The sequence below is a fragment of the Pseudoclavibacter sp. 13-3 genome, from assembly GCF_021168475.1.
In the GTDB taxonomy this organism is placed as follows: Bacteria; Actinomycetota; Actinomycetes; order Actinomycetales; family Microbacteriaceae; genus Pseudoclavibacter_A.
Genome location: NZ_JAJOZT010000002.1, coordinates 476,811 through 495,629, shown reverse-complemented (window position 1 = coordinate 495,629; position 18,819 = coordinate 476,811). Strand labels below are relative to the sequence as shown.

Genomic DNA, 18,819 nt, shown 5'->3' with positions numbered 1-18,819 from the left:
GCGGGCGGCCTGCAGTCAGGTCGTGTCAGTCTTCGACGCCTGCGACCACGGGCAGCCCGGTGACCACACCGGCACGCTGGCGGCAGCTGTTCGGGGGCGCGACATCCGGCGCCACGGGGTGCAGACCGATCACAGGACGTCGGCTGCCTTCGCCGCGTTCGAGCGCGGCCCGCTCGAGCACCAGCTCGGCGAGGCCCTCGACGAACTCGGGGCGATGGCCGGCCGTCGTCGCGCGACGCACCTCGAGGCCGATCTCGTCGGCATGCGCCGAGGCCTCGGTGTCAAGGTCGAAGACGACCTCCATGTGATCGGCGATGAACCCGATGGGCGCGATGACGACGTTGCGCACGCCCTGCGCCTTGAGTTCGTCGAGACGGTCGTTGATATCAGGGGCGAGCCATGGCTGGTGCGGGCTGCCCGAGCGCGAGCAGAACGACAGCGAGGTGCCGAGCAGACGGTCGCCCAGCTCGCCTTCGACGGCTCGGGTGACCTCCGCGGCGACCAGCTGGTGCTGCTCGAGATAGGTCGGCCCGGTGGCGCCGCTGGCCTCGTTCATCGTCTCTGGGATGCTGTGTGTCACATACGCGATGTGCAGCGGCTGGCCTGCAGGCAGCTCGCTCGCGGCCTCACGCACGGCGTTGACGTTGGCTTCGATGAACGCCTGATCGTTGTAGAACGCACGCAGGATGTCGACGTCGAGTCGTACGCCCGTCTCGGCCTCGAGCGCGGTGAGCGTCTCGGCGAGGTGCTCACGGTACTGGCGCGAGCCCGAGTACGAGATGTATGCCGCGGTGATGATCACCAGGATGCGACGGGCGCCGTAGGCGATGGCAGTGCGCAGCGTGTCGACCGTGTAGGGGTTCCAGTGACGGTTGCCGAAGAGGATCGGAGTGTCGACGGCTCGGCGGTCGAGTGCGGCGCGCAGGTCGGCGATCAGTCTGAGGTTCTCGCCGTTGATCGGGCTGCGCCCGCCGAACAGGCGGTAGTGCTCGCCGACGACTTCGAGTCGTGCGTCTGGGATGTTCTTGCCAGAGACCACGTCGCGCAGAAACGGGAGGACGTCCTCCTGTTTGTTGGGGCCGCCGTACGAGAGCAGCAGAATGGCATCGTACGGGCTGAGCGCGCTCTGTTCGAGCGTATCTGAAGTTGAGGGATTCTGGACGGTCACAAGCCAAAGAATATCATCAGACGTTTCGCTTGCCACATCAGCGAGGCCGTTCATAGGCTGGCCGAATCTTGTGGTTCACCACGAGAGAGCGACGCCTCCCGCGGGGCGACGACACCCACAGACGAAGGAGCCACACATGTCCGACACCATGCTCGCTGCCGTTCAACACAACTTCGGAGACCGTCTCAGCATCGAAGAGGTGCCGATTCCCGAACCCGGTCAGTACCAGGCCCTGGTCAAAGTCGACTACACGGGCGTCTGCCACACCGACCTGCACGCCGTCGAAGGCGACTGGCCGGTCAAGCCAAACCTCCCGCTCATTCCCGGCCACGAGGGCCACGGCACAGTCGTCTCGGTGGGCCCCGACGTCACGAACGTCAAAGTCGGCGACCGCGTGGGCAACGCATGGCTCTGGAGCGCCTGCGGCGAGTGCAGGTACTGCCTGGCCGGCGACGAGAACCTGTGCCCCAAGGTCGTCAACGGCGGCTATGCGGTTCCCGGCAGCTTCGCCGAGTACATGGTGGTCGACTCGCGCTATGTCGGCAAGATCCCAGACGGGGTCGATCCGATCGAGATCGCGCCGATTCTCTGCGCCGGCGTGACCGTCTATCGCGGCCTGAAGTCGACGGACGCCAAAGCGGGTGACTGGGTGACGATCAGCGGCATCGGCGGGCTGGGGCACCTCGCCGTGCAGTACGCAGTCGCGATGGGATTCAACGTCGCTGCAGTCGACGTCGCCGATGAGAAGCTCAAGCTGGCGAAAGACCTCGGCGCCTCGATCACGGTCAATGCTCGTGAGCAGGACCCAGTCGAGGTGCTGCAGAACGAGCTCGGTGGCACTGAGGGCGTGCTCGTCACTGCGCCGAGCAACATCGCATTCGAGCAGGCGATGCACATCGTCGGTCGCGGTGGCACCGTCGCGATCAACGGTCTGCCCGTCGGCGACTTCCCGGTCAACATCTTCGACACTGTGCTGCGCGGCATCACGCTGCGCGGTTCGATCGTCGGAACCCGTCTCGATCTGGCCAACGCTCTTGACTTCGCCGCCCGAGACAAGGTGCACACGATCGCGACCGAGCGGCCGCTCAGCGAGATCAATGACGTGTTCGACGAGATGCGCACGGGAAAGATCACCGGCCGCGTCGTGCTCAACATCAAGGATGCCCGCGCACAGCTCGCCTGAGGCACCGAGCGACGCTCACGCCGAGACTGGGCCGCAAGTGCGCCCACCGCGTGAAGAGTGCAGCAGACGCAGGAGGCGGGAGCCCGATCGACTCGGGCTCCCGCCTCCTGCGTCTGTGCCATTGGGATGACGCGTGCCTGTACCTCTGCAGAGAGGTCGGTCAGGCCTGACCGACGTTCAGCGTCGGCAGATCACTCGTTGCCGATAGCTTTGTCTGCCGCGTCGCGTGCCTGCTGCACCTGATCCGAGAACTTGTCACCGGTGACCTTGTTCGCAAGATCGGCGGCCTTGTCGAGCACGGAGTCCGAGATCTCTTCGGCCTTGTCACTCTGCAGCGCCTGCCTGGCCTGCTCGGCCAGCCCGCCGGCCTGACCTGCGGCGTTCTCGGCCGCGCTCTTCGCCTTGTTGACCAGATCTTCAAGTCCCATTGCAGACCCCTTTCTCATTCTGGGCCTCACCAGTAACGGCCCACTGCAGACAACTCTACAGATTCGTGCGAAGACGCAGAAAGACCCCGGATCTCTCCGGGGTCTTTCTGGCAAGCGGTCTGCGAAGACTACTTGATGATCTTGGTCACCGTGCCGGCGCCAACGGTGCGTCCACCCTCACGGATGGCGAAGCGCAGGCCCTCTTCCATGGCAACAGGCTGGATCAGATCGACCTGCATGTCGGTGGTGTCACCGGGCATGACCATCTCGGTGCCCTCAGGCAGCGTGATGACGCCGGTGACGTCGGTGGTGCGGAAGTAGAACTGCGGACGGTAGTTCGAGTAGAACGGGTTGTGACGGCCGCCCTCATCCTTGGTCAGGATGTAGGCGCTGCCCGAGAACTCCTTGTGCGGGGTGACCGAGCCGGGCTTGGCCACAACCTGGCCGCGCTCGACGTCCTCGCGCTTGGTGCCGCGGAGCAGCAGACCGACGTTCTCACCTGCACGACCCTCGTCGAGCAGCTTGCGGAACATCTCGATGCCGGTGACGGTGGTCTTCTGAGTGACCTCCTGGATGCCGACGATCTCGACGTCCTCGTTGATGTGGATGATGCCACGCTCAACACGGCCGGTGACGACGGTGCCACGACCGGTGATCGTGAAGACGTCCTCGATCGGCATCAGGAACGGCTTCTCGGTGTCGCGCACCGGATCCGGGATGTACTCGTCAACTTTGTCCATGAGGTCGGCCACAGTGGCAGCCCACTTCTCGTCGCCCTCGAGCGCCTTCAGCGCCGAGACGCGCACGACGGGAGCGTCACGATCGTAGTCCTGGCTCTCGAGGAGGTCGCGGACCTCTTCTTCAACGAGCTCGAGGATCTCTTCGTCGTCGACCATATCGGTCTTGTTCAGAGCGACCAGGATCGACGGCACGCCCACCTGGCGAGCGAGCAGCACGTGCTCGCGAGTCTGGGGCATGGGGCCGTCGGTGGCGGCGACCACGAGGATCGCGCCGTCCATCTGAGCAGCACCGGTGATCATGTTCTTGATGTAGTCAGCGTGGCCGGGGGCGTCAACGTGTGCGTAGTGACGCTTCTCAGTCTGGTACTCGACGTGCGAGATGTTGATCGTGATGCCGCGCTGGCGCTCTTCAGGAGCGTTGTCGATCTGATCGAATGGGGTGAACGGGTTGAGATCGGGGTACTTATCGTGCAGCACCTTGGTGATCGCCGCCGTCAACGTGGTCTTACCATGGTCGACGTGACCAAGCGTGCCAATGTTGACGTGGGGCTTTGTCCGTTCGAACTTTGCCTTCGCCACTGTGGGTCCTCCTCAGGACTCTCATGTAGTTGGCTCAACCCGATTCTGTCTCGGAGAGTTACCTACGATTTGATTCTTGCGTACTTACCTATCTTACAGCCTACGGCACGGTGCTGTAACCAGCACCGTGCCCCCAGACCCCAAGCTTTATTCGCCCTTCGACTTCTGGACGATCTCGTCTGCCACGGCGCGAGGCACCTCAGCATACGTCTCGAACTGCATCGAGTACATCGCGCGACCCTGGGTCTTCGACCGCAGGTCGCCGACGTAGCCGAACATCTCAGAGAGCGGAACATTCGCCTTGATGACCTTGACGCCGGTGGCGTCTTCCATCGACTGGATCTGACCACGACGCGAGTTCAGGTCGCCGATGACGTCGCCCATGTACTCCTCAGGAGTACGCACCTCGACGGCCATGACGGGCTCGAGCAGAACCGGCTTGGCCAGCTTCGCCGCCTCGCGGAACGCCATCGAACCAGCGATCTTGAACGCCATCTCAGATGAGTCGACGTCGTGGTACTGGCCGTCGAGCAGCGAGGCCTTGACACCGACCACCGGGTAACCGGCGATGATGCCCGACGCCATGGCATCCTGGATGCCCGCGTCGACGGACGGGATGTACTCGCGAGGCACGCGACCACCGGTGACGGCGTTCACGAACTCGTACGTGTTGTCGCCCTCGACCTCCATGGGCTCGAGTTTGATCTGCACCTTGGCGAACTGGCCCGAACCGCCGGTCTGCTTCTTGTGGGTGTAGTCGTACTTCTCGACAGTCTTGCGAATCGTCTCGCGGTAGGCGACCTGGGGCTTGCCCACGTTCGCCTCGACCTTGAACTCGCGCTTCATGCGATCGACCAGAATGTCGAGGTGCAGCTCGCCCATGCCGCCGATCTCTGTCTGACCGGTCTCGGGGTTGAGGCTGACCTTGAAGGTCGGGTCTTCTTCGGCGAGCTTCTGAATCGCGATGCCGAGCTTCTCCTGGTCGGCCTTGGTCTTGGGCTCGATGGCCACGAAGATGACCGGGTCGGGGAAGGTCATCGACTCGAGGACGACCGGGTTGTGGAGGTCGCTCAGCGTGTCACCGGTCGTGGTGTCTTTCAGACCGATGGCCGCGTAGATGTGACCGGCGGTGATCTCTTCGACCGGGTTCTCTTTGTTGGCGTGCATCTGGAAGAGCTTGCCGATGCGCTCCTTGCGACCCTTGGTCGAGTTGAGCACCTGCTCGCCCGACTTGGCATGACCCGAGTACACGCGGATGTAGGTGAGGCGACCGTAGAACGGGTGCGCCACCACTTTGAACGCCAGTGCTGCGAACGGTTCCGACGCGTCAGGCTTGCGGGTGATCTGCTCGTCTTCGTGGCCCGGAACGTAACCGACCATGTCGGGCACGTCGAGGGGCGACGGCAGGTAGTCGACCACCGCGTCGAGCATGGGCTGCACACCCTTGTTCTTGAACGCCGAGCCGGCGAGCACCGGGTAGGCCTGACTCGAGATCGTCAGCTTGCGGATGCCGGCCTTGATCTCAGGGATGGTGAGCTCCTCGCCGCCGAGGAACTTCTCGAGCAGCGCGTCGTCGGTCTCGGCAACGGCCTCGACCAGCTCTTCGCGATACTTGGCGGCCTTCTCTTTGAGGTCGTCCGGGATCTCTTCGATCTCGTAGTGCGTGCCGAGCTCGACGTCGCCGCGCCAGGTGAGTGCGCGGTTCTCGACCAGGTCGACGACGCCCTCGAAGGTGCTCTCAGCGCCGATGGGCAGCTGGATGACGAGCGGACGCGCACCGAGGCGGTCTTTGATGGTCTGCACGGTGTAGTAGAAGTCAGCGCCGAGCTTGTCCATCTTGTTGACGAAGCAGATGCGCGGCACGTCGTACTTGTCGGCCTGACGCCACACGGTCTCTGACTGGGGCTCGACGCCCTCTTTGCCGTCGAAGACGGCGACGGCGCCATCGAGCACGCGCAGCGAACGCTCGACCTCGACGGTGAAGTCGACGTGTCCGGGAGTGTCGATGATGTTGATCTGGTCGTTGTGCCAGAAGCACGTCGTCGCGGCAGACGTGATGGTGATGCCGCGCTCCTGCTCCTGATCCATCCAGTCCATCTGAGAAGCACCATCGTGGGTCTCACCGATCTTGTGGGTGATACCGGTGTAGTACAGGATGCGTTCCGTGGTGGTGGTCTTACCGGCATCGATGTGAGCCATGATGCCGATGTTGCGAACCTTCTTGAGATCCGTGAGCACTTCGAGCGCCACGATGGTTCCTTCCGCGTTAGTGTGTGTTATGTGTGTGTTTTGTCGAGAGCAATGACCTGTCGGCGGCTGAGGGCTGAGGCCTCAGCCGCCGACAGCCATGGTCACCAGCGGTAGTGCGCGAAGGCCTTGTTCGACTCGGCCATCTTGTGAGTGTCTTCGCGGCGCTTGACCGCGGCACCGAGACCGTTCGAGGCATCGAGGATCTCATTGGTGAGACGCTCGGTGATCGTCTTCTCGCGACGCAGGCGAGCATAGGTCACCAGCCAGCGCAGAGCCAGCGTGTTGGCGCGGTGAGGCTTGACCTCGACCGGCACCTGGTAGGTCGAGCCGCCGACGCGGCGCGAGCGAACCTCAAGCGTGGGGCGCACGTTGTCGAGCGCCTTCTTCAGCGTCGCGACCGGATCTTCGCCGTTCTTCTCACGCGTGCCCTCGAGAGCTGCGTAGACGATGTTCTCAGCCAGACCCTTCTTGCCGTCGAGCAGGATCTTATTGACCAGCTGCGTGACGACGGGAGCGCCGTACACCGGATCGGCGACGACGGGACGTTTGGGAGCGGGACCCTTACGTGGCATTACTTCTTCTCTCTCTTCGCTCCGTAGCGGCTACGGGCCTGCTGACGGTCTTTGACGGCCTGGGTGTCGAGCGCACCGCGGACGATCTTGTAACGGACGCCGGGGAGGTCTTTCACACGACCGCCGCGGACGAGCACCATCGAGTGCTCCTGGAGGTTGTGGCCTTCACCCGGAATGTACGCGGTGACCTCGATGCCGTTGCTGAGCTTGACACGTGCGACCTTGCGCAGCGCCGAGTTCGGCTTCTTCGGGGTGGTCGTGTACACACGAGTGCACACGCCGCGCTGCTGCGGGTTCGACTTCAGGGCCGGGGCCTTGGTCTTGGTCACCTTCGGCTTGCGCCCCTTGCGAACCAACTGCTGAATTGTTGGCACAACTTCTCCTTGTTTCGTTGCTCTCTACGTCTGACGCGCACTGCGGCGCAAACTCTGTCGAGTCGACATCTTCACGATGCGGCGAGTCCGGCATTCACTGCTGACCCGCGCGAACATCTGAACTCTCTTGGCACACCACTAATGCGCCATCGACTGAGCTTAGTCAATACACCCTAGGCGCGTCAAATGTCGATCATTTGTCTTTGCCGGTGTGTTTCTTGCCCGCAGACTCGTTCTCGGTCTGGTCGACGAGCGTCTGCGCGAAGTCGGGAACATAGATGTTCTCTTCGCGCGGGGGCCGTTCATACCCCGCTCGCTCAGGTCGCTCGGGAATCACGATCTGCTTCGGCTCCTGCACCGTGTACGGAATCGAGCTGAGCAGATGGTGGATCACATTCAGTCGAGAGCGCTTCTTGTCTTCGCTCTCGACCGTGTACCAGTGCGCCTCGGGGATATCGGTGTGCACGAACATCTCGTCTTTGGCCCGAGAGTAGTCCTCCCACCGAGTGATCGACTGCAGATCCATGTCAGAGAGCTTCCAGCGGCGCATCGGGTCGTTGAGGCGTGAGCGGAAGCGCTTCTCCTGCTCCACGTCGCTGACCGAGAACCAGTACTTGAAGAGCAGGATGCCGTCTTCGACGAGCAGTCGCTCGAAGATCGGCGTCTGGTGCAGAAAGCGACGGTACTCCTCAGACGAGCAGAACCCCATCACCCGCTCGACACCGGCACGGTTGTACCACGACCGATCGAAGAGCACGATCTCGCCGGCGGCCGGCAGATGCTCGATGTATCGCTGGAAGTACCACTGGGTCTGCTCGCGCTCGCTCGGGGCGGGCAGAGCCACGACGCGAGCAGAGCGCGGGTTGAGGTATTCGGTGATGCGCTTGATCGCCGACCCCTTGCCGGCGGCGTCACGCCCTTCGAAGATGATCAGCACGCGTGCTCCGGTCGTCTTCACCCACTGCTGCAGGTTCACGAGCTCGGCCTGCAGGCGACGCAGCTCTGACTCATAGACCTTCTTCGGCAGTTTGCCCTTGCTCATTCTTCCCCTTACTCGCGGCTGTGGTGCGGCACCGAGAGTGCGCCGCTCTCCAGTATCCCACCTTGCGACCCTCGACGCATCGCGACCGCGCAGGCCGACGCGTAGACGCAGCCCGCCCCGATCAGCCGACGACGGTCACACCCAGCCGGCCCAGCGCATCCGTCACCGATGCGACATACCGGCCCGCGGCGGCATCCCCCGGATGGATCTGATCGCCGGCCAGCTCGTCGACGTGATCCTGGACGGCGGCGTGCCAGTGAGCCACGGCGACCGTCTGCGGATGCTGTGCGGCGATCGACTCCAGCGTCGCGTTGCCGGGCTGCTCCCAGCTGCGCGCCGCGAAGATGTCGACCAGCACGATGCGTCGGTTCGGGCCGCACCAGGTCACGAGGTCTTCGAGAGCGTCGGCGTCGATGCCGCCGTTGGTGCCGGCGTGCACGACGAGCACACGGCGGTCGCGGTTGTCGGCGAGCAGCTGGCGGGCGGCGCGGAAGGTGTCGCCGCTCTGCCGCGCGACCTGCGCGTCGATGAGGATGCCCGGGTAGCTCTGGCTGATCTGGCGTGCGCTGGCGAGCATGACCGAGTCTCCGGCGGCGATCATGTCGGTGCCGTGGATCTGTGCGATGGGCTGCGTCGACGGGAAGAGCGGCTCGGCCGGAGGGGCTCCGTGAGGATCGATCGCCGGTGCCTTCGCCGAGGCCATGTTGGCGTACTCCGCCCCGGTCTCGACGTACTGCTGGGCCGACGACCGATCGGGTGCGCTGACCAGTGAGACGATGCAGAGCACGCTGACGGCCGCGGCCGCACCGATCGGGATGACGTGCCGACGCATCCCTCCGGCCACGACCAGGCGGGTGTGCACGAGCTTGAGGGTCTGCCGAAAGCCGAGCCGAAGAATCGGCTGCTCGATGAAGCGGTAGCTGAGCCAGCTCGCCAGCATCGTCAGGCCGAGGCTGAGCACGATGACCAGCGCGGTCGGCAGGGGCTGGCCCTGCCCGCCGACGAGGTGACGCACCATGATGATGACCGGCCAGTGCCACAGGTACATGCCGTACGAGAGACGGCCGATCAGGCGGAACGGCTGCGTCTGCAGCACCTTGGTGACGACCGATCGCTGGTCGCCGAGCGTTGCGATGATGACCACGACCAGTGCCGAGACCAGGAAGATGCCGCCCTGATAGGTGAACGGGAGCTGGTCGCCGAGCAGGGCGAACGCGACGCCGAGCACGGCAAGCGACCCGAGTGCGACGAGATTGACGACACCCGCAGTCAGCGGGTGCCTCGGGGCGATCTGCCCGAGCCCGCCCGCGCTGTAGAGGGGCCGCGCGAAGGCGAGGCCGGCGCCGAGCATCAGCCCGAAGAGATGGGTCAGCGTGCCGAAATAGACCGGGCTCGGATCGGCGCCGGGCACGTACATGACCGCCATGCCGAGCCCCGAGGCGATGGCGAGCACGAGGGCGATGCCCACACGGCCGGCTCGGCGCAGCGCGAGCACCGCGAAGAGCAGCAGCGGCCAGACCAGGTAGAACTGCTCTTCGATGGCCAGCGACCAGAGATGCACGAAGGCGAGCGGGGTGTCTTTGGCGAAGTACGAGTCGTGAGCCGCGATCGACAGCCAGTTCGAGGTGTACGTGAACGCGCCGAGCAGCTGCCGGCCCAGCGCGGCGCGCAGATCTGGCGGAAACAGGGCGAGCGCCGCCGTGCAGACGAGCACCATCGTCCAGAGCGCCGGGATCAGCCGTCGAAAGCGGCGCAGCCAGAATCGGCCCAGTCTGATGCCGCCTCGGTCGTCGTGGTCGCGAACGAGGCCCGAGGTGATGAGAAAGCCGCTGAGCACGAAGAAGACGTCGACACCGAGGTAGCCGCCCGGCAGCCATGCGACGTTGAGGTGATAGACGATGACGGCGAGCACTGCGATCGCGCGGAGTCCGTCAAGGGCGCCGAGGCGTCGCCCTGCAGGGGGTCGGGCAGCGGGCCGGGCCACAGGCCGGGCCGAAACGCGAGACGTCGGCGGGGTCGGCTTCGGAGGTGCTGACACCGGTGGGGCTGGCGCGGGTGGGGCTGGCGCGAGAGGAGCTGGCGCGGGAACTGGAACCGGTTTCTGCCTCGCCGGCACCGCCTGCGCCGCCTGCGCTACTGGCAGCGTCGGACGCACCGGCGTGCTCCCTGCCCGCGGTGTGTTCCCAGTCCGCGGCGTGCGCGGAGCAGGTGGCTCGGGGCAACTCTTCACCGGCGCGGGGCGCCAATGCTGCGGTTCGATTCCTTGTCGACGTGGCGGTGCTGCTGCAGACGCAGATGCAGGCTCTGGCGCTGCAGTCGGCACTGCAGCGGGCGCGCCTGTCGGCCGTTGGGCGCGCCGAACCGAAGACTTTGTCACGTGTTCCACTGCGGTCTGGGCCGGCTGCTGAGCTTTCGAGGGAGCAGACTGCGCGGGAGCAGCGGGCCGCTGCGTCCCGTCTCGCTGAACATCAGTCTGGTTCGAGGGCTCCCGCCAGGGTGCCTCGGCTGGTGTGCTCTGTTCCTTCTTGGTCATGACCTTCTCCAGCGTAGTACCGAGTTCCTGCGGCGCCGGACAGCGGTGCGGGTGTCGGCAGATGACGGCTGAGCGCCTGCAGACGGCAGACGAAGAGGGCCGCGTGCAGAGACCTGCACGCGGCCCTCTTCGGAGCTGCTGATCAGCGAGTTCGTGCGACCGACTTAGTTGTACGTTCCGGGCTCGAAGTTTCCGAAGTCTTCGAGATCGGTGAAGCCAAGGTCGCCCTGGCTGAAGTCGACCGAGTCGTTGAACAGACGATTCGGGTAGCGCTCGGCACGGGCCTCTTCGGTCGGCTCGACCTTGACGTCTCGGTAGACGCCCAGGCCGGTGCCGGCCGGGATCAGCTTGCCGATGATCACGTTCTCTTTCAGACCGACCAGCGGGTCGGCCTTGCCGTCGAGCGCGGCCTGTGTGAGCACGCGGGTCGTCTCCTGGAAGGATGCCGCCGACAGCCACGAGTCGGTGGCCAGCGAGGCCTTCGTGATGCCCATGACCTCACGACGACCGGTTGCCGGCTTCTTCTTCTCGACGACCGTCTGGCGGTTGACCTTGTTGTACGCATCGACGTCGACAACCTCACCGGGCAGGAAGTCGGTGGCGCCGTGCTCGACGACGGTGACCTTGCGCAGCATCTGCCGCACGATGACCTCGATGTGCTTGTCGTGGATCGGCACGCCCTGTGAACGGTAGACGCCCTGCACCCCTTCGACCAGCAGACGCTGAACGGCACGGATGCCGCTGACGCGCAGCACCTCCTTGGGGTCGAGCGAACCGGACTGCAGCTGCTCGCCGAGCGAGACGTGCTGCCCCTCTTCGACCAGCAGGTTCGCGCGCTTCAGCACCGGGTACACGAACTCGTCGTCACCATTGTCGGGAGTCACGATGACGCGACGCCCCTTCTCGGTGTCTTCGATGTGCACACGGCCGTCGGCCTCTGAGATCGGCGACGAGTTCTTCGGGGTGCGCGCCTCGAAGAGCTCAGTGACGCGGGGAAGGCCCTGGGTGATGTCGTCGGCCGAAGCCGAACCGCCGGTGTGGAAGGTGCGCATGGTCAGCTGCGTACCGGGCTCACCGATCGACTGGGCCGCGATGATGCCCACGGCCTCGCCGATGTCGGCAAGCTTGCCGGTGGCCAACGAACGGCCGTAGCAGGCCTGGCAGACGCCGACCGCAGACTCGCAAGTCAGCACCGAGCGAACCTTGACCTGCGTGATGCCGGCCTCAATCAGCTCGTCGATCAGCACGTCGCCGACGTCAGCGCCGCGCTTGGCGACCACAGTTCCGTCAGCCGCCACGGCATCCGCCGCCAGCGTGCGCGAGTACACCGAGTTCTCGACGTTCTCGTCGCGCACCAGCGTGCCGTCGACGTCGTTCGCGATGGTGACGTCGATGCCCTTCTTCGTGCCGCAGTCAGCCTCGCGGATGATGACGTCCTGTGCGACGTCGACCAGACGACGAGTCAGGTAGCCCGAGTCGGCAGTTCGCAGAGCAGTGTCGGCGAGGCCCTTTCGAGCACCGTGCGTGGCGATGAAGTACTCGAGGTTCGAGAGTCCTTCGCGGTAGCTCGAGAGAATCGGGCGGGGGTAGATGTCGCCCTTCGCGTCGTTCACCAGACCACGGATGCCGGCGATGTTTCGAATCTGCAGCCAGTTGCCTCGAGCGCCCGAGGTGACCATGCGGTTGATGTTGTTCTCGCGCGGGAACGAGGCCTTCATCGCGTCGGCCACCTTGTCGGTCGCCTCTGTCCACACTTTGATCAGGTCGGCGCGACGCTCGGTCTCGGTCGTCAGACCCAGATCGAACTGCTCCTGCACCTCGGTCGCCTTCTTCTCGTACTGGGCGATGATCTTCGGCTTCTCGGCCGGAGTCACCACGTCGCTCAGCGCGACGGTGACGCCCGAACGCGCCGCCCAGTGGAAGCCGGCATCCTTGATCTTGTCAAGGGTCTCGGCGACGACCACCTTCGGGTAGCGCTCGGCGAGGTTCGTGACGATCTGCGCCAGCTCGCCCTTGCCCGCCTGTGCCTCGAAGTAGGGGTAGTCGTCAGGCAGCAGCTCGTTGAAGATCGCACGACCCAGCGTGGTCTCGAGCAGGAACGGCTTGTCGGACTCGAAGCCCTCGGGCTCCTTGCCCGGCTCGAACGCGATGTTCTCGAGACGGATGTGCACCTTGGCGTGCAGGTCGAGGTCGCCGAGGTCGCGGGCCAGGATGGCCTCTGAGATCGACGAGTAGTAGCGGCCCTCGCCGGCAGCGCCCTCGATGTGGTCGGTCAGCGTGAACAGACCGATGACCATGTCCTGTGAGGGCAGGGTGACCGGGCGGCCGTCCGACGGCTTGAGGATGTTGTTGCTCGAGAGCATCAGGATGCGGGCCTCGGCCTGCGCCTCGACGCTCAGCGGCAGGTGCACGGCCATCTGGTCGCCGTCGAAGTCGGCGTTGAAGGCCGAGCAGACGAGCGGGTGCAGCTGGATGGCCTTGCCCTCGACGAGAAGCGGCTCGAAGGCCTGGATGCCCAGACGGTGCAGCGTGGGTGCGCGGTTGAGCAGCACGGGACGGTCTTTGATGATCTCTTCGAGAACATCCCAGACGTCGGGGTTCGAACGCTCCACCTTGCGCTTGGCCGCCTTGATGTTCTGCGCGTAGCCCAGCTCGATCAGACGCTTGATGACGAACGGCTTGAACAGCTCGAGCGCCATCTCTTTCGGCAGACCGCACTGGTGCAGCTTGAGCTGCGGGCCGACCACGATGACCGAACGGCCCGAGTAGTCGACGCGCTTGCCCAGCAGGTTCTGACGGAAGCGGCCCTGCTTGCCCTTGAGCATGTCGCTCAGAGACTTGAGCGCGCGGTTGCCCGTGCCGGTGACGGGACGACCACGACGGCCGTTGTCGAACAGCGCGTCGACCGCCTCTTGCAGCATGCGCTTCTCGTTGTTGACGATGATCTCGGGAGCACCGAGGTCGAGCAGACGGCGCAGACGGTTGTTGCGGTTGATCACACGACGGTAGAGGTCGTTGAGGTCGGAGGTCGCGAAGCGTCCGCCGTCGAGCTGCACCATCGGGCGCAGCTCCGGTGGGATCACCGGTACGACGTCGAGCACCATCGATGCGGGCGAGGTGCCGGTGTGCAGGAACGAGCTGACCACTTTGAGCCGCTTGATGGCGCGGATCTTCTTCTGGCCGCGGCCCTCTTCGATCTGCAGGCGCAGGCTCTCGGCCTCGGACTCGAGGTCGAAGTCCTGCAGACGGCGCTGGATCGCCTCGGCGCCCATGTGCCCCTCGAAGTACTCGCCGAAGCGGTCTTCGAGCTCGTGGTACACGGCGTCTTCGGGAAGAAGCTGACCGACCTTGAGATTTCGGAAGACCTCCCACGTCTGGTCGAGTCGCGCGATCTGCTCGTCGAACGACTTGCGGATGCGGGCGATGTCTTTCTCTCCGGCGTCGCGTGTGCGGCGCTTGGCGTCGGCCTTCGCGCCCGACTCCTCCTGGGCGGCGAGGTCGGTCTCGAGCTGCTTCATGCGCTCGGCGATCTCGGACTCACGGGCCTGTTCGAGCTCCTGAGCCTCGAGGCGAAGCTCGGCCTCAAGAGTGGCCTGATCGTCGTGGCGGCCCTCTTCGTCGATCGAGATGATCATGTAGGCGGCGAAGTAGATGACCTTCTCGAGGTCTTTCGGAGCCATGTCGAGCAGGTAGCCGAGGCGTGAGGGCACGCCCTTGAAGTACCAGATGTGCGTGACGGGGGCTGCCAGGTCGATGTGCCCCATGCGCTCACGGCGCACCGAGCTCTTCGTGACCTCGACACCGCATCGCTCGCACACGACGCCCTTGTATCGAATGCGCTTGTACTTGCCACAGGCGCATTCGTAGTCTTTGGTCGGGCCGAAGATCTTCTCGCAGAAGAGGCCGTCTTTCTCAGGCTTCAGCGTGCGGTAGTTGATGGTCTCGGGCTTCTTGACCTCGCCGTGTGACCAGTGACGAATGTCGTCTGCGGTGGCCAGGCCGATCTTCAGCTCATCGAAAGTCGTAGTCTCGAGCACTTTGTCTCTCTTTCTGGAAGTCTCTGTGTGTCTGTTGATCAGCCGGGTCAGATCTCGTCGATCGGGCCGTTCTCGAACTGCTTCGAGATGTTGATGCCGAGCTCTTCGACGGCGTTGTACGCGTCATCCTCGCTGTCGCGCAGGCTGACGGCCTGACCGGCCGAGTTCAGCACCTCAACGTTCAGGCACAGTGACTGCATCTCTTTGATGAGCACCTTGAACGACTCGGGAATGCCGGGCTCCTGGATGTTCTCGCCCTTGACGATGGCCTCGTACGCCTTCACACGGCCGGTGACATCGTCGGACTTGATCGTGAGCATCTCCTGCAGCGCGTGCGCGGCGCCGTAGGCGTACAGCGCCCAGACCTCCATCTCGCCGAATCGCTGGCCGCCGAACTGGGCCTTACCGCCCAGCGGCTGCTGCGTGATCATCGAGTACGGGCCGGTCGAACGCGCGTGAATCTTGTCATCGACCAGGTGGTGCAGCTTCAGGATGTACATGTAGCCCACCGACACCGGGTCGGGGAAGGGCTCACCGGAACGACCGTCGAACAGCTGCACCTTGCCGTTGTGGTCGATCAGACGATCGCCATCGCGGTTGGGCAGCGTCGAGTCGAGCAGACCCGAGATCTCGTCTTCGGACGCACCGTCGAAGACCGGCGTGGCGACCTTCGTGTTCGGCTCGGCCTGACGGGCGCGCTCCGGGAGCTCCTTGGCCCACTCGGCGTTGTCGTCGACCTTCCAGCCCTGCTTGGCCGCCCACCCGAGGTGGAGCTCGAGCACCTGGCCGAAGTTCATTCGGCCGGGCACGCCCAGCGGGTTGAGGATGATGTCGACCGGCGTGCCGTCGGGCAGGAAGGGCATGTCTTCGGCGGGCACGATCTTCGAGATGACGCCCTTGTTGCCGTGACGGCCCGAGAGCTTGTCGCCCTCGGTGATCTTGCGCTTCTGAGCGATGTACACGACCACGCGCTGGTTCACGCCGTTGCCGAGCTCGTCGTCGCCCTCTTCGGCGTCGAACAGACGAACGCCGATGACGGTGCCCCGCTCGCCGTGCGGCACCTTCAGCGAGGTGTCGCGAACCTCACGGCTCTTCTCGTTGAAGATGGCGCGCAACAGGCGCTCTTCGGCGCTGAGCTCGGTCTCGCCCTTCGGCGTGACCTTGCCGACGAGGATGTCGCCGGGGCGAACCTCGGCGCCGATGCGGATGATGCCGCGCTCGTCGAGATCGGCGAGCATGTCCTGCGAGACGTTCGGCAGGTCGCGAGTGATCTCTTCTTTGCCGAGCTTGGTGTCACGGGCGTCAACGTCGTACTCCTCGATGTGGATCGAGGTCAGCGTGTCGTTCTTGACCAGGTTCTGGTTGAGGATGATCGCATCCTCGTAGTTCAGACCCTCCCACGGCATGAACGCGACCAGCAGGTTCTTGCCGAGCGCGAGCTCACCGCCCTGTGTGGCGGGGCCGTCGGCGATGACCTGGCCGGCCTCGACGCGGTCGCCTTCGCGAACCAGCACGCGGTTGTTGAAGCAGGTGCCCTGGTTGGCGCGATCGAACTTGCGCGTCGGGTAGCTGCTGATCTCACCCTCGTCGTTCTCGACGACGATCAGGTCGGCCGAGACCTCGGTGACGACGCCGCCGTGATCGGCGGTGATGACGTCACCGGAGTCGACTGCGGTGTAGGCCTCCATGCCGGTGCCGACCAGCGGGCTGTCGCTGCGCAGCAGCGGCACCGCCTGGCGCTGCATGTTCGCGCCCATGAGGGCGCGGTGCGCGTCGTCGTGCTCGAGGAACGGGATCAGCGACGTGCCGACCGAGACCATCTGGCGCGGCGAGACGTCGATGTAGTCGACCTGATCGGCCGGCACCAGCTCGACGTCGCCGCCCTTGAGTCGCACCAGCACGCGGTCGCTGATGAAGTTGCCCTGGTCGTCGACGTTGGCGTTGGCCTGGGCGACCACGAACTCGTCTTCGTCGGATGCGGTGAGGTAGTCGATCTGGTCGGTCAGGCGACCGTTCTCGACCTTGCGGTACGGGGTCTCGATGAACCCGAACGAGTTGATGCGGGCGAAGGTCGCCATCGATCCGATCAGACCGATGTTCGGGCCTTCAGGAGTCTCGATGGGGCACATGCGGCCGTAGTGCGAGGGGTGCACGTCTCGCACCTCGACGCCGGCGCGCTCGCGCGACAGACCACCGGGGCCCAGAGCCGAGAGACGACGCTTGTGCGTGACCCCGGCCAGGGGGTTGTTCTGGTCCATGAACTGCGACAGCTGGCTGGTTCCGAAGAACTCCTTGATCGCGGCGACGACGGGGCGCACGTTGATCAGGGTCTGCGGCGTGATCGCCTCGGCGTCCTGCGTGGTCATGCGCTCGCGAACGACGCGCTCCATGCGGCTGAGGCCGGTGCGCACCTGGTTCTGGATGAGCTCGCCGACGGCGCGGATGCGACGGTTGCCGAAGTGGTCGATGTCATCGACGTCGACGGGGATCTCGACCTCATTGCCCTCGCGCACACCCTCGACCGTGGCCTCGCCGGCGTGCAGCGCGACGAGGTACTTGATGGTCTTGACGATGTCTTCGACGGTCAGCACCGACTGCTGGATCGGCGCCTCGATGCCGAGCTTGCGGTCGATCTTGTAGCGACCCACCTTGGCGAGGTCGTAGCGCTTGTCGTTGAAGTAGAAGTTGTCGAGCAGAGCGCGGGCCGCCTCGGCAGCGACCTGCTCGCCCGGGCGAAGTTTGCGGTAGATGTCACGCAGCGCCTCGTCTTTGGTGGCGATGGTGTCTTTCTCGAGCGTCGAGAGAATCGAGTCGTAGCCGGCGAACTCGGCCTGGATGTCTTCGGCGGTCAGGCCCAGGGCCTTGAGGAACACCGTGACCGACTGCTTGCGCTTGCGGTCGATGCGCACCCCGACCTGATCGCGCTTGTCGACCTCGAACTCGAGCCACGCACCACGGCTCGGGATCACACGCGCCGAGAAGACCTCTTTGTCGGAGTTCTTCTCGAACTGGCGCTCGAAGTACACACCGGGCGAACGCACCAGCTGCGAGACGACGACGCGCTCCGAGCCGTTGACGATGAAGGTGCCCTTGCGGGTCATCATCGGGAAGTTGCCCATGAAGACCGTCTGCGTCTTGATCTCACCGGTCTCGTAGTTCATGAACTCGGCCTCGACGTAGAGCGGGGCCTCGTATGTCTTGCCGCGCTCCTTGCACTCGTCGATGCTGTAGCGCACCGGCTCGAGCGTGGGATTGGCGAAGCTGAGGTGCATCTTCTCGAGATTGTCCTCGATGGGCGAGATCTCTTCGAAGACCGCGTCGAGACCGCTCTTGACGGGCACGTCGTGACGCCCCGCGGACTGATCGTCGGCCAGACGCTTCTTCCAGCCCTCGTTGCCGATCAGCCAGTCGAAGCTCTCGGTCTGCAGGGCGAGCAGATCGGGAACGTTGATCGGCTCGGTGATTTTGGCGAAGGAGAGGCGCTTGTAATTGCGGCCCTGAGAGTTGACGGTGGTGTTGGATGCGTTGCGCGCAGCAGCCAAGGGATTCCTCCAATAAAGCCTGGTGGGGCTTGTCGTTTCATTGACTTCGACCGCGACTCGCCAGCATCCACACCGATGCGACACCTCGACCGGGGGTACAATCTGTACCCGCGGCCGACGTGGATCGAGTGCAATGTGACCGCAATATGACACACCACCTGCCCACCGCCATATGCGGGCATGAAGAAGACACCGTCGAGCGCAGAGGTTCAGCATACGTCATATAGCACGCGATGTCCAGACCTGCAACATTCCTCCCGCTCGTTCACGCATTCGACGCTTCACCGAGGCCTTCCCCTGCCGACGTATACGACGCGCCAAAGAAACATGTACGTGTTGTACGATTTCTGCAGCGTCGCCGCGCACTGATG

General features: G+C 64.5%; 11 protein-coding genes. 1 reads left to right on the top strand and 10 read right to left on the bottom strand.

Features of this window, described 5'->3' with window-relative positions; all coding sequences use genetic code 11:
- Positions 1 to 25: 25 nt before the first annotated feature.
- Complete coding sequence (locus tag LRX77_RS05690) at positions 26 to 1,168, bottom strand: ferrochelatase (RefSeq protein ID WP_231831935.1); 1,143 nt, start codon at positions 1,166 to 1,168, stop codon at positions 26 to 28.
- Between the two features lie 136 nt (positions 1,169 to 1,304).
- Between LRX77_RS05690 and adhP the strand changes: the two genes are divergently transcribed.
- Entirely contained in the window at positions 1,305 to 2,351 is a 1,047-nt protein-coding gene (adhP, locus tag LRX77_RS05685) for an alcohol dehydrogenase AdhP (protein WP_231831934.1), read from the top strand.
- Between the two features lie 191 nt (positions 2,352 to 2,542).
- Here the strand turns inward: adhP and LRX77_RS05680 are convergent, their stop codons facing one another.
- From LRX77_RS05680 to rpoB, 9 genes are all read right to left on the bottom strand, one after another.
- A complete protein-coding gene (locus LRX77_RS05680; protein WP_231831933.1) occupies positions 2,543 to 2,779 on the bottom strand; it encodes an antitoxin in 237 nt (78 codons plus the stop codon).
- A gap of 128 nt (positions 2,780 to 2,907) precedes the next feature.
- Entirely contained in the window at positions 2,908 to 4,098 is a 1,191-nt protein-coding gene (tuf, locus tag LRX77_RS05675) for an elongation factor Tu (protein ID WP_231831932.1), read from the bottom strand.
- Between the two features lie 147 nt (positions 4,099 to 4,245).
- On the bottom strand, positions 4,246 to 6,348 hold the full coding sequence (fusA, locus tag LRX77_RS05670; protein ID WP_231831931.1) for an elongation factor G: 2,103 nt from the start codon (positions 6,346 to 6,348) through the stop codon (positions 4,246 to 4,248).
- A 101-nt stretch (positions 6,349 to 6,449) separates the two neighbouring features.
- The gene (rpsG, locus tag LRX77_RS05665; protein WP_158030734.1) at positions 6,450 to 6,920 is read right to left on the bottom strand and encodes a 30S ribosomal protein S7; all 471 of its coding nucleotides are present in this window, start codon (positions 6,918 to 6,920) and stop codon (positions 6,450 to 6,452) included.
- Positions 6,920 to 7,294: a 30S ribosomal protein S12 gene (gene rpsL, locus LRX77_RS05660; RefSeq protein WP_158030733.1), complete on the bottom strand. Its 375-nt coding sequence runs from the start codon at positions 7,292 to 7,294 to the stop codon at positions 6,920 to 6,922. The genes rpsG and rpsL overlap by 1 nt, the downstream gene beginning before the upstream one ends.
- Positions 7,295 to 7,487: 193 nt before the next feature.
- Positions 7,488 to 8,336 (bottom strand): polyphosphate kinase 2, encoded by an 849-nt coding sequence (gene ppk2, locus LRX77_RS05655; protein ID WP_231831930.1) that lies wholly within the window; start codon positions 8,334 to 8,336, stop codon positions 7,488 to 7,490.
- Between the two features lie 121 nt (positions 8,337 to 8,457).
- The gene (locus tag LRX77_RS05650) at positions 8,458 to 10,320 is read right to left on the bottom strand and encodes an acyltransferase family protein (protein WP_231831929.1); all 1,863 of its coding nucleotides are present in this window, start codon (positions 10,318 to 10,320) and stop codon (positions 8,458 to 8,460) included.
- Between the two features lie 713 nt (positions 10,321 to 11,033).
- A complete protein-coding gene (locus LRX77_RS05645; RefSeq protein WP_231831928.1) occupies positions 11,034 to 14,906 on the bottom strand; it encodes a DNA-directed RNA polymerase subunit beta' in 3,873 nt (1,290 codons plus the stop codon).
- A 47-nt stretch (positions 14,907 to 14,953) separates the two neighbouring features.
- Positions 14,954 to 18,448, bottom strand: coding sequence for a DNA-directed RNA polymerase subunit beta (rpoB, locus tag LRX77_RS05640; RefSeq protein ID WP_231831927.1), 3,495 nt, complete (start codon positions 18,446 to 18,448; stop codon positions 14,954 to 14,956).
- Positions 18,449 to 18,819: the final 371 nt, after the last annotated feature.

Excerpts from the sequence above, each read along its gene's own strand:
- rpsG (WP_158030734.1), bottom strand. The coding sequence starts at position 6,920 with ATGCCACGTAAGGGTCCCGCTCCCAAACGTCCCGTCGTCGCCGATCCG.
- adhP (WP_231831934.1), top strand. The coding sequence starts at position 1,305 with ATGTCCGACACCATGCTCGCTGCCGTTCAACACAACTTCGGAGACCGT.
- ppk2 (WP_231831930.1), bottom strand. The coding sequence starts at position 8,336 with ATGAGCAAGGGCAAACTGCCGAAGAAGGTCTATGAGTCAGAGCTGCGT.
- LRX77_RS05680 (WP_231831933.1), bottom strand. The coding sequence starts at position 2,779 with ATGGGACTTGAAGATCTGGTCAACAAGGCGAAGAGCGCGGCCGAGAAC.